The 13,045-nt window shown below is 39.1% G+C and carries 7 protein-coding genes; 5 read left to right on the top strand and 2 right to left on the bottom strand.

What is annotated here, in order from left to right:
- Positions 1-175: 175 nt before the first annotated feature.
- Both rpsO and B4Z90_RS23255 read right to left on the bottom strand, forming a co-directional pair.
- Entirely contained in the window at positions 176-454 is a 279-nt protein-coding gene (gene rpsO / locus B4Z90_RS23260) for a 30S ribosomal protein S15 (RefSeq protein ID WP_046674145.1), read from the bottom strand.
- A 104-nt stretch (positions 455-558) separates the two neighbouring features.
- The gene (locus tag B4Z90_RS23255) at positions 559-1,770 is read right to left on the bottom strand and encodes an acyltransferase family protein (RefSeq protein ID WP_286803454.1); all 1,212 of its coding nucleotides are present in this window, start codon (positions 1,768-1,770) and stop codon (positions 559-561) included.
- Between the two features lie 227 nt (positions 1,771-1,997).
- On the opposite strand from B4Z90_RS23255, the gene B4Z90_RS23250 reads away from it, so the two are divergent.
- From B4Z90_RS23250 to B4Z90_RS23230, 5 genes are all read left to right on the top strand, one after another.
- The gene (locus B4Z90_RS23250) at positions 1,998-3,164 is read left to right on the top strand and encodes an ROK family protein (RefSeq protein WP_286752304.1); all 1,167 of its coding nucleotides are present in this window, start codon (positions 1,998-2,000) and stop codon (positions 3,162-3,164) included.
- A gap of 49 nt (positions 3,165-3,213) precedes the next feature.
- The gene (locus tag B4Z90_RS23245) at positions 3,214-6,438 is read left to right on the top strand and encodes a SusC/RagA family TonB-linked outer membrane protein (RefSeq protein ID WP_286803453.1); all 3,225 of its coding nucleotides are present in this window, start codon (positions 3,214-3,216) and stop codon (positions 6,436-6,438) included.
- A gap of 19 nt (positions 6,439-6,457) precedes the next feature.
- A complete protein-coding gene (locus B4Z90_RS23240; protein WP_156167642.1) occupies positions 6,458-8,038 on the top strand; it encodes a SusD/RagB family nutrient-binding outer membrane lipoprotein in 1,581 nt (526 codons plus the stop codon).
- 534 nt (positions 8,039-8,572) lie between these two features.
- The gene (locus B4Z90_RS23235; protein WP_286752302.1) at positions 8,573-9,697 is read left to right on the top strand and encodes an ROK family protein; all 1,125 of its coding nucleotides are present in this window, start codon (positions 8,573-8,575) and stop codon (positions 9,695-9,697) included.
- 23 nt (positions 9,698-9,720) lie between these two features.
- Positions 9,721-13,041 carry a SusC/RagA family TonB-linked outer membrane protein gene (locus B4Z90_RS23230; RefSeq protein ID WP_286803452.1) on the top strand — a complete coding sequence of 1,107 codons (3,321 nt, stop codon included), beginning with the start codon at positions 9,721-9,723 and terminating at the stop codon, positions 13,039-13,041.
- Positions 13,042-13,045 lie beyond the last annotated feature (4 nt).

Below are 13,045 nucleotides of genomic sequence, written 5' to 3'. Positions count from 1 at the left end.
ATAGGCCAATGTCGTCCGCTAACCTAAGAAAGTCCTGAACAACTACAAAAGGCCATGACGAACAGAAAACGACCATGCTGACGCGAAAAATACAATAACAATTCGGGCACGATAAACACAATAAAAAAAGCCATCCAAAAATTGGATGGCTTTCTTAACACCTTTGTATTAAAGCTTATTTGATAATATCACGTAAACCTAGACCTTTAATGATCGCACGGTAACGGTTGATATCTTTTTTGTAAAGATAAGCTAATAATGAACGACGTTTACCTACTAACATTTGTAGGGCACGTTGTGTACCGAAATCTTTTCTGTTTTTTTTCAAGTGCTCAGTTAAGTGAGCAATTCTCTTAGTGAATAAAGCAACTTGACCTTCAGTAGATCCTGTGTTTGTAGCTGATCCAGCAAATTCTGCGAAGATATCAGCTTTGTACTCTTTACTTAAATACATTTCCTGAATAATATTAAAGCGTTAAAAATTTTATTAATTGGCTGCAAAGATAGCAAAAATCTTCGGTTGCCAAAATAATTTAATAAGCAAAGGTTCAGCCACTATTAAACCTTTACGTAGATTTTCTTCTTATCCAACCAATAGCAGATTACCCACATCAACGTTAAGAAACATAGTGAATAAACAAAAGAACCAACTTCTGGTATCCCAGGCACTTTCGCGCAAACATATTTATAAAACCAGGCAAAAGCGTCGAGGTATTTTTGTGTACCATCCTCTTTTACGCCATCAGGAATGCGGAACAATCCCAAAAAGCGTGGTAGAACACCGCTCAAGACAAAGATGAATAACGGATTTTTACCAAAAACATCAAAAAACTGTGTCAATTTATTTTTCACCCCCTGCACTTCAATAAACCAGATCATACCACCTAGTGTCATGGTTGCCAAACCTGTTGTATAGAGCACATAGGAACTCGTCCATATTTTTTTATTGATCGGAAAACCCAAGGCCCATATCCAAGCCAATACGACCAAAATAAATCCGGTCACAAACATTCCCGCCAGCAATTTAAAATGAGGCTCATTAGAGGGCGGTACTTTAGACCACAACCAATCCACCTGACCTTGTTTTTTTATAAATACACCAACTAAATACCCAAAGACGACCTGAACAATCGTCGGTAATGTGCTCATCAGTCCTTCGGGATCGAAGGGTACCCCCTCCCCTTTGTAAACATGCGGTAAACCTAAAATGGCAATATCATATTGTGTACCGAACCAACCTTCTAAGCTATAGGGATCTGGTCCTCCGGCTATTGCACAAATTGCCCAATATAACAACAGAATAATCGTCGAGATCCAGATTATCGTTTTTTCCTTAAAATAATAGGCGAGAATTGACGCAAAGCAGTAGGCTACGGCAATGCGCTGCAGTACTCCGAAAATCCGAATTCCACGGCTCGGGTCCGCTCCGTCTACCCATTGCTTCAACACAAGGGCTGCGCCATCCCATTTCACGAAAGGCCACCAGTTTATAAAAAGTCCGATCGCAAAAATTAAGACCGTCCGTTTAATTACTTTTTGCCAAAATATCGCCGGACCAGCTTCCTGTAATCGTGGGATAACAAAAGACATGGCATTACCCACTGCGAAAAGAAAAAAAGGAAAAACCAGGTCTGTAGGCGAGCAACCATGCCATTCTGCATGTTTTAGCGGCGCAAACATATGAGCCCATGTCCCCGGATTATTCACCATAATCATCAGTGCCACAGTAGCCCCACGAAAGACATCCAAGGAGTAATAGCGTTGTTTCATAATCAGATTGTATAATTAAAAGGTAAATATAAGCTATTTGATATTCATTTTTATGCATAATCTATGATTTAATGGCACAAACAGGAATACAAATTGTTACACAAAAACAAAAAAAACAAAGCATAGCCGCAACTTTTTAAATTTTTTTAAAAAGTATTTTGATCTTACATGCGATTTAACATATCTTTAACAAAAGTTTAATCAACTTTTAGAAACCACACGAACTAATGGAAAAAGAAATATTGAAAAACCTTTATTTTGATTCTGCGCTTTCTATTGCAGAGTTGGTCAAAAAACTCGCTAAGAGTACACCTTCCATTACAAAAATAATCAATCGTTTACTTGAAGAAAAAATAATTGTTGAATGTGGTTTTGCAGAATCTACCGGCGGAAGACGTCCTTTGCAGTTCGCAATTAATCCAGCACTGAATTTTTATATCTTGACGATTTCAACCGATCAGCATTTTTCCACATTTACATTAACAGATCTTAATCAACAGACGATTATCGAACACCGTGATGTTCCCCTAGAATTGAAGTCCAGCAACTCTGCTGATTTACTATTGGACGAAATTGAATCGATTTTGGAACTATCGGGAATCCAAAGGGACAAAATAATTGGTATTGGTCTAAGTATACCAGGATTTGTCAATTCTGAATTGGGTGTCAATGAATCTTATCCCCATAATCATCCTTTATACCGTATCAAAAGTAGCATAGAAGCAAAATACCAAATATCAACTGTGATAGAGAATGACTCCAGATGTATTGCTATCGCAGAAAAAGAGTTTGGATCAGCAAAAGATATTGATCATTCACTCATCATCAATTTAAATTGGGGTGTCGGATTGGGCATTATTATCAATGGCTCTGTTTTTAAAGGCGAATCAGGTTTTGCTGGAGAATTTAGTCATATCCCACTTTCGGATGACAACACGTTATGTTCTTGCGGAAAAAGGGGATGCCTGGAGGTAGAAGCCTCCTTAGACGCAGCCATTCGAAGTACGGAAACTGATATCCAAAACAACGAATATTCGATTTATAGCACCTTTGTAAAAAGTAAACTCAACAAAATAGACGCCTTAATTGAAGCTTCGAATGTGGGCGATCAAATCGCTATCAATAATTTAGGAAAAATAGGTTATATGCTAGGTAAAGGCATATCAACACTTATCCATATTCTGAATCCAAAACAGATCATCGTTAGCGGAAGAGGTGCAGAACTGGGACGAATTTTGAATCCACAAATACAAATTGCCATCAATGAATTTTGCATTCCTGAAATTGCAAAAACAACGAATGTTCAAATGTCATCTTTAAACAAACATGCACAAATCAAAGGTACTGCAGCGATTGTAGTCGAAAATCACATTAATAAAATTTTAACAAAATAATAACCACACTAATCATTTACTTATTGTAATTCATACTAATCATTAAAAAATGAGTCTATTTTACAAAAAAGCAGCGGGTATAGCATTGTGTACGCTATTTAGCGCCACTTCGCTTTACGCACAACAAACCATTACTGGTACAGTAACTGACGCCAAAGGTCCAGTTTCAGGAGCGACAGTTTCTGTTAAGGGTACTGCCAAAGGAACGCAAACAAATGCAAGCGGAACCTTTACGATTCAAGCCGCTCCAGGAGAAGTATTACGTGTTTCTATTGTCGGTTACCACACGCAAGAAATTACGGTTACTTCCGCTAAATCGATTAAAGTCTCCTTAACTGAGGACGCTTCAGCTTTAGATGAAGTTGTTGTAACTGCGATGGGTATCAAGCGCGAATCTAAGGCGCTAGGATATGCAGTTAGCAATATCAAAGCAGAAGAAATTACCAAAGCGGGTAACACCAACTTTGGATCAGCACTATACGGTAAAGCCCCAGGTGTGAAAATTACCACTGCTCCGGGTGGTTCTGCCAGTGCGGTTAACGTTCAAATCCGTGGTATCAATTCATTAAACTATCAACGCCAGCCCCTCTATGTTGTCGATGGTATCATCATCCGTAACGATCAACAAGGTGGTGCGACTGGTGCAAACAATAATAATTATTGGGACGATCAACGTATTAGAGGTAATGGTATGCTGGACATCAACCCAGCTGATATCGACAATATTTCCATCTTAAAAGGTGCCGCAGCCAGTGCACTATACGGCTCGGACGCTGCAAGTGGGGTAATTGTTATTACAACAAAGAAAGGCACAAAAGGAAGAGGTCTAGGAATTGACTTCAACTATAATGGATCAATCGAAAGAGCAGCCTTTTTACCGAAGTTCCAAAATATTTATGGACCCGGTTACGACGCAGCGACAAACATCGCTAACGGCGCATCTGCCGAAGGTTGGTTTACAGATGCTAATTCTCCATCAGGAAGAAGACCATACTATAGATCCTACGGAAGTTTTGGTCCAAAATTCACTGGCGAAGATGTTATGTGGTGGGACGGACAGGTACGTCAATACAAAGCACGTGAAAATAACTACTACGACGTATTTGACAAAGGCTACAATTCCAATATTAACGTTGGTATCTCAAACCAAACAGAGAAAATTAACTACCGTTTGAGTGCGACCAGAATGGACTATAAAAGTACGAGCCCTGGTAGTAAACAAAACAGAAATACCTTCAACCTTAATAGCACGCTAAAACTTAGCGACAAATTGTCGACCGATATCGTCGCTAACTTTATCAATACCAATACCCACAACAGAACCTATCTGTTGGGTCAGGTACTTGGAAGTTTCGACGGGTTTTTCAGCAGAACAGAAGATATGTCTGCCATGAAAAATGCGTATCAAACCACTGACGGCTACAAATATTCCAAATTTGGAACAGGACGTCCTGAAGACTTCAAATACACGATGAGGGCTTCCAACCTCTTAGATTATTTTTGGAATCAATACAAAAACAGTTATGATGAGACCGAAAATAGGATTTTAACAAGTGCCACATTAAACTGGGATGTTGTAAATCACTTGAAACTCCGCGGAAGAATCGGTAATGACTTAACTTCTGCAACGAGCATCAACAAGCAATACAACGAATATGCAACGGCTTACAATTCAACTACCAGCAGTTCTGGAGGCTTCGCAACTTCAAAAGGAGTCTATTCGATCCTGTATGGTGATGTAATGGCAACCTATAGCAACAAAATCAATGCAGATTTCGACTATTCAGCGAGCGTGGGTTTCCAATCGAGATCAGAGCGTTATGATGATCAATCGTCAAGTACAGCAGGTGGTCTTGTCACAGAAAACTGGTTTAGCTTAAGCAACAGTTACGCGCAGGCAACAACTTCAAATAGCAGAAAGGAAATGCTAAAATATGCCTACTTTGGTTCCTTAAATATTGGCTATAAAGGATTCGCTTACTTAGACGGTACTTATCGTTCTGAATATTCTTCTACACTACCTTCATCGAACAATAATTATCGCTATGGTTCGGTTAGTGGTAGCTTTATTTTCAGCGATGCTTTCGATATAAAGTCTGATAAGTTCTCCTACGGTAAACTTCGCGCTTCCTACGGTATTGTTGGTAATGATGCAGCAATCTACGAAGCAAATATCGCTTACAACCAGAATCCATTATTGACGATCAATGGCGCTGTTCCATCATTGACCTACAGAAACAATTATGGAAATCTCAATCTACGTCCTGAGCGTAAATATGAGGTTGAGGTCGGTATGGAATTGAAGTTTCTAAAAAATAGATTAGGATTGGATGTTAGTTACTACAACAACTATATCGACGACCAGATCTTAGGACTTACAACACCAGCCTCTACAGGGGCTACTTCCCAAATTTTGAATATAGGAAAAATTGCCAATAACGGTTTGGAGCTTTCTATCAACGGTACCCCAATTCAAAATGAAAACTTTACCTGGAATTCTAGACTAAACTATTCATTTAATAAGTCGACAGTTAAAACCCTAGCACCGGGCGTTGAAGAATTGGTATTCTACTCTGCCGATGAAAACTCTTTGAAGATTACGGCAAAAGAAGGTGAGAAATTAGGAAATATTTACGTTTATGACATTGCCAAAGATCAAAACGGCAATAATTTGATCTCTGACGATGGACTCTATGTGATCGACAAAACCAAGTACAAATATGCTGGCAACATTATGCCAAAAGCGATAGGCGGTTGGACCAATACATTTACCTATAAAAACTTTATGTTAGACTTTACTGCTGATTATCGTTTTGGAGGTAAAATGGTATCCGAAAACCTCAAATACGGCATGAGTGCTGGTCTATATGAAAACACCTTACCATATCGCGAAAATGGAGTGACTTTGCAAGGTGTTAACGCCAATACAGGAAAAGCAAACGATGTACATTTGAGTGCTGCAGAATATTACATGAACACATTCGGATGGGGTGCAGATTCTTGGACTGAAAAAGGTGCCGTTTACGACAACAACTTTATCAAATTAAGAGAATTGTCTATTGGTTACCGTATTCCAGACAGTTTCACCAAAAGACTTAAAATTAACAACTTAAAGGTTTCTTTATTGGGCAGAAATCTATTCTACTTCTACCGTACATTGAAAAATCTTGACCCTGAAGCTCCAGTAGGTAACAAATGGTGGGCACAAGGTGTAGACGTTGGTTCATCTGCTGCTACCCGAAGTTTCGGTTTTTCATTGAATGCTAATTTTTAATTTTTTACCCACGAGAATCATGAAAAAAACTTTTCTTTCTATATTAACTTTGGTTTCGGCCCTATCGACGATGGTCGGCTGTAAATCACAACTTGACGACAAGTTTCAAAACCCAGATGCATCGACAAAAGCAAATATTCCGGCGTTCTTTGCCGAAATGCTAAATAATGATCGTGTAAGACCAGCTTATTACCACTACCGTACATTTATTCTGTCCAATCAGGCAGTATATACGCAGACAGCGTCTTTTTATCCGTCAAATACCATGTATCAGCCGAACGATAGCTACTCTTATGCATATTGGACGGATTTTTATGCTCCTGGTGTACTGGGTATCACAAGAAGCATGGAAAAAGCATACGCTGAACTTCCTGAAGCGGAGAAAGCAAGTAAAGAGATCTTTATCCAAACGGGCAAAATTGTATTGTTTGACGAAGCATCTAAACTTGTTGACAACTTTGGAGATATCCCTTTCAGTGAAGCCGGTAGTCTACCAACAACAAGTACGATTATTAAGCCAAAGTTTGATGCGCAAAAAGAATTATACAATCAGTTCATCAGCGAATTGAAAAATATCAACACGTATTTATCAACAGCAACGACCAATCCCGATTTTTCAAAATACGATATCTTGAATAGCGGGAATGTTGCGAAATGGCGTAAGTATGCCAATTCACTTCGCCTGCGTCTATTGATGCGCATTTCTTTTGTTGATGAGGCAAAAGCAAGAACTGAAGTACTTGAAATGCTGAATAACCCAACACAATATCCATTGGCAGATGGTGGCGCAACGGCAAACTATAACCCCAGAAATGAAGACATCTTATTGCAGCCGCTAACCAACTATACCGGAACATTGAGACAGGCTTTGATTGAAGGTCCTAACCAATTCGCAACAGATCATATGTTGAACAAAGTGATGTTACCAGCGAATGATCCACGTATTCCGGTACTTTATGATAAATTCGGAAAAACAGTAGACGGTAAGTTTGTTCAGAACAAAGAGTATAGAGCAATGCCAATTTCCTTTACTTCAGCGGATATGGAGAAGAATTATCAAGACTACGCTGTGTTGGATTCGGCAACTATCTTCGACAACAATGCTTTGCCGGGAATTGTCATTACCGCTTCTGAAACCAATTTCAATAAAGCTGAAGCGTTATTAAGATGGGGAGCAAGTAATGCAGCCAAAGATGCTTACGATGTCGCTGTTAAACAATCCGTTTCTTTCTATTATTATTTAAATAATTTAAATACTTCAGGACTGAAAACAGAGAAAAAACCTACCGATGACGTCATCAATGACTTTGTAGACAAATCGACTATCAGCTTTTCAACAACTCAAGCAAAGAACCTAGAATTAATATGGACTCAAAAATGGTTACATTATGGTTTTTTACAGGCACAACAAGCTTGGGCTGAATTGAGACGTACAGGATATCCAATATTGACATATCCTGTGGCTGGATTGGCTAATTACGCAAATCCTCCTAAACGTTTATTATATCCTACCCAAGAGATTTCAAATAATAGTTCTAATTACGATGCTGTTAAAGCAAATGATACAAGAACAACTAAAATCTTCTGGGACGTCAAATAGATGATCACACATTAAACGAATGAAATCTCGCGAGCAATTGTCCTGAGATTTTGAAAGAGCCTGGTAATACCAGGCTCTTTTTGTTTTGCTATATCATAAATAATCGAAGATAGAGTCGGTTATAATATTACAATCTCCCCTAAAAAAACGGATAATTTCGAGATACCATTCGGAGCTTCTCCCCAAAAAACCTTTTAATATTATAGCAATTTCGTTACAATACTGACCCAACCTTTCTTTAATCGATAAAAAAAAGAGCCTTCTTTTGAGCAAAAACACATTATCATCAAATTCTTTTTAAAAATTTTAAAAAGAATTTTGAACTTAACACAAAGTGTGTTTATCTTTAACATACAATGCTTATGAGAATCTAAACATATTGATGATCTATAAGCAAGTTACTATGAAAAACCAAGGCGCGATGAAATGATTTTTATCAGCCATTATGAAACTTAGAGAAAACCAATAGTTATACTAATACAATTGAACTAAATTATGGGCGGCGAAATTTTGAGAATTTTGTATTACAGGCCGATGCAACCGATTGCAGACATTGCAAACTCTTTATCGAAAAGCATCCCCTCTGTCACCAAGCAGATCAATGATCTTTTGACACGAAATGTTGTTGTCGAAAAAGGTTATGCAGCATCCACAGGTGGAAGAAAAGCTATACAATACATGCTTAATGAAAATTTACAGCAAAGTATTATTAGCGTGTCTATTGATCAATTCTATACATCCATATCTTCCTCAAATCTCAAGGCTGAAACAATTTCGTCGCAAAATAATATTCCAATCGACCTTAGAGATAAGAAGGCAACGGAGTCCATTCTGGAAGCATTGAACAATTTCATCATTTCCAACCAGATCAACATTACACAAGTAATCGGTATTGGAATTAGTATGCCTGGTTTTGTTGATTCGGAAACAGGTCTCAATGAATCGTACAATGAAGATTCGCCCTTATATAACATTCGAAAACTATTTGAGCAAAAATTTAAGGTTCCGGCCATCATTGACAATGACTCACGTTGTATCGCCCTAGCGGAACGGAAATTTGGTGAAGCAAAAGATTCATCCCACTCGCTCGTGATCAATCTAAACTGGGGTGTAGGCTTAGGAATACTCATCAATGATGATATCTTCAAGGGAACATCAGGTTATGCCGGCGAATTCAGCCATATTCCACTTTCCGATACATTAACCTTATGCTCATGTGGCAAACGCGGCTGTCTTGAAGTCGAAGCTTCCATTAGTGCAGCCATTCGAAATACCGAGCGGGATATAAAGAATGGAGAATATTCCATTTATGATAAACTAGCCCATGAACACATCAATAAAATCGACGCATTAATTGAAGCTGTCCAAATCGGAGATCAGGTAGCAATCAACAACATTGGGAAAGTTGGCTATTTACTTGGCAAGGGAATTTCGACGTTAATACACATCCTCAATCCGGATAAAATAATCATCAGTGGCCGGGGAGCCGAAATCGGGGACATTTTGGCGCCTCATATTCAAGTAGCCATTAATGAATATAGCATTCCGAAGATTTCAAGGAAGACAACATTGGCAATTTCCACACTGCATAAAAGGGCGCAACAAAAGGGGACAACTGCCTTAGTCATCGAAAAATATATTACTAACATAATTAACTAACGTTTTACACAAACACCTAAAACATGAGTCTATTTTACAAAAAAACTGCAGGATTGGCGCTATGTACACTTTTCAGTGCTACATCGCTCTACGCGCAGCAAAGCATTTCTGGAATAGTTTCAGATGCTAATGGACCAATTTCTGGCGCCACTGTCTCCGTAAAAGGAACCAGCAGAGGCACCCAAACTGGCGGCAATGGATCTTTCACAATCCAAGCTTCAACAGGTGAAACTTTGCGCATCTCCATGGTGGGCTACAAATCCCAAGAAGTTGTGGTTGGTTCCAACAAAACAATCAACGTAAGCTTAACCAGCGACCAATCCAACCTGGAAGAAGTTGTTGTTACTGCCATGGGTATCAAAAAAGCCCCGAGAGAGCTTGGTTATGCCATGAGTACGATTGATTCCAAAGAACTAACAAAAACCGGTTCACCAAACTTTGCGGGGGCATTATATGGTAAAGCACCGGGCGTACGCATCACAACTGCTCCAGGGGGAGCAACCTCAGGGGTAAATATCAATATTCGTGGTATTAACTCTATCACAGGAGGTTCACAACCGTTAGTCATTATTGATGGGGTACCTATGCGCCAAAATAAATTTGATAACTCCAATTATTGGGGCGACCAACGTGCTCGCGGTAATGGCCTTGAGGATTTAAACCCTGAGGATATCGAAACAGTATCCATTTTAAAAGGAGCTTCAGCTGCTGCATTATATGGATCTGAAGCGATGAATGGTGTTGTCCTTATCACAACAAAATCAAATAAGGGGGGGACAGGCTTTTCAATTGATTTTAATGCAAACTATACGCATGATCAAATTGCATACCTACCCAAATTCCAAAATGTACGGGGGCCAGGCTATAGCTTAGCTTATGCAAATGGAGGACAGGCTGAAGATAAATTTTTCTATTATGGCGCTGATAGGGCTGTTGATGGAGTTACAAGAGGTGTTCTACCCGCAACGGTAAACTTCGGGCCTAAATTTGATGGACTACCAACGGTAACATGGGATGGTAAGGTGCGTCCTTATGAAGCTCAGAATGCTTACGGAAAGTTTTTCAACAATCCCAACAATACATCCCTTAATCTCGCGTTAGGCCACGCAACAGAAACGTCAAATGTTCGTTTCTCCCTTACTCGTCAAGATAATCAGATGACGTCGTTCGATTCATATAACAAAAAGAACATTGTCAATTTTAACTCAACATTTAAATTGTGGAATAAACTAACAACCGATGTTGTCGTTAATTATATCAATCAGCATACGCATAACAGACCATTTATGACGGATCGCTTGATTAACAATTTTACGGGGATGATTTCCACGTTTGATAACCCAGACTGGTATGCAGATCGCTATCAAACGAGCCTAGGGTATAAATATGTAACTGGAACGAATCAAAGTCTTACCCCAGGTGAAAATCTAATACACAACGGATATAAAGTCGATGTATTAGATTACTATTGGAATACTCGAGCTAAAACAAGTGATGAATATTCAAACCGTCTAATTGGTTCATTTACGAATACTTATCAAATAACAGACGATTTATCTGTTCGCGCTAGATTCTCTGCTGACGTTACATCAGCACGATTTGAAGATCGCAGCCCTAATCGCTTCCCATTACTTTACGGTTTTGACACCGAATCAGGATTTACGACAAAAAATCAAAATCAAAACATTTATTACACCGACCTTCTTGCCTCCTATAAAAAACAAATTAATAAGGACATTAAGTTAGGAGCTGCAGTAGGCTATACTGCGACAAAAAATCAGGACTTTTCGGTTAGTGGCTGGACTAACGGTGGATTATCTCAACGCAATTGGTATGATCTATCAGCCTCCGTTAATGATTCCAGAAGCTCACAAGCTAGGGTTTGGTCATTAAGAGATGCAACTTTTGGAACTTTAAATTTTAGTTTTAAAGACTATTGGTATGTAGAAGGGACATTACGTCGTGAGCTTATTTCACAGATGCACCCAGATAACAATGTTTTGTATTATCCATCGGTCAATTCAAGTTTAATCTTATCTGATGCGTTTAAACTTCCGGAAATCTTCGATTATGCGAAATTAAGAGGCTCATGGGGAATTGTGGGAAATTATCCTAATATTTTCCAAAGCGCCTTGAGCTTCTCTCAAAAAACACTGGGCGATCAAGGAACAGGATCTGTGATTTATACACAGGTTCCAACCTCCGGCTTCGGAAATGAGCGCATTAAACCTGAGACCAAGCATGAGATCGAATTTGGTTTAGAAACTAGATTGTTAAAAGGCCGATTAGGATTTGACATTACTTATTACAATGGCCAGATCAAAGATCAGATCTTAGATTTCTCTTTACCAATGACGACAGGTGCTAGCTCTATTGTTGCAAACGTAGGTACATTACGTAACAAAGGATGGGAATTTGTTGTTAACGGTACACCAGTTCAAAGTGAAAACTTCAAGTGGAATACAACCGTTAACCTTGCGTTCAACAGAAACAAGGTCGAGCAATTAGCAGGCGGTGCGACCGAATTAGAGCACCGATTTATTGATGGTGATGCAGCTAAGATTATTTCGAGAGTTGGAGAACCATTGGGTGATATCTACGCTCGGCCGGTAAAAACAGATGATCAAGGACGAATGATTGTTGACGCAAATGGTTTATATCAATTGGACAACACAACGTACAAAAAAGTTGGTAATGCCATGCCTAAAGCAATTGGTGGGTTCATCAACTCCTTTAGTTACAAAAATTTCACTTTGGACGCTCTAATTGACTTCCGCTGGGGAGGACATATTATGCCTACCGGTATCAACTGGATGAAAAGTAGAGGTTTGCTAGAAGAAACCTTAGAGGGTATGGACGCCGAACATGGTGGATTGAGTTACTACTTGTTTGGAGGAAAAGGAATTGCTACTACTGGTTCCACTGGACCTAATGGAGAAACGGTTTATCATGATGGTATGTTATTGGACGGGGTTTTATTAGATGGTACTAAAAACGCGAATATCATCTCCCAAGCGACCTACTTCAATTCAACCTATAACTGGGGTGGCCCACAATATGGCGGAAACTCTCGTTATGAACTTTATGTAGAGAAAAACAACTATATCAAGATGCGTGAACTTTCGCTCGCTTATAGACTTCCGAAAGATTTCGCTCGCAAGTTAAAAGCGAAAAACATCAGTTTATCGGCCTTTGGAAGAAACTTGTTCTTCATCTACAGAACCGCCAAACACCTCGATCCTGAACAAATGACAGGTGGTTCACACTGGTCACAACAAATTACCAATGCTGGTTCAGGTCCAGCAACAAGAACTTATGGTTTAATGTTACGCGCAAGTTTCTAAAATT

The sequence above is a fragment of the Sphingobacterium sp. UBA5639 genome (assembly GCF_002421245.1).
Lineage (GTDB): Bacteria > Bacteroidota > Bacteroidia > Sphingobacteriales > Sphingobacteriaceae > Sphingobacterium > Sphingobacterium multivorum.
This window is presented reverse-complemented; position numbering and strand designations above follow the sequence as displayed.

Bases quoted from the DNA above. Each gene is read 5' to 3' on its own strand.
- rpsO (WP_046674145.1), bottom strand. From the start codon at position 454: ATGTATTTAAGTAAAGAGTACAAAGCTGATATCTTCGCAGAATTTGCT.
- B4Z90_RS23255 (WP_286803454.1), bottom strand. From the start codon at position 1,770: ATGAAACAACGCTATTACTCCTTGGATGTCTTTCGTGGGGCTACTGTG.
- B4Z90_RS23250 (WP_286752304.1), top strand. From the start codon at position 1,998: ATGGAAAAAGAAATATTGAAAAACCTTTATTTTGATTCTGCGCTTTCT.
- B4Z90_RS23245 (WP_286803453.1), top strand. From the start codon at position 3,214: ATGAGTCTATTTTACAAAAAAGCAGCGGGTATAGCATTGTGTACGCTA.
- B4Z90_RS23240 (WP_156167642.1), top strand. From the start codon at position 6,458: ATGAAAAAAACTTTTCTTTCTATATTAACTTTGGTTTCGGCCCTATCG.
- B4Z90_RS23235 (WP_286752302.1), top strand. From the start codon at position 8,573: ATGCAACCGATTGCAGACATTGCAAACTCTTTATCGAAAAGCATCCCC.
- B4Z90_RS23230 (WP_286803452.1), top strand. From the start codon at position 9,721: ATGAGTCTATTTTACAAAAAAACTGCAGGATTGGCGCTATGTACACTT.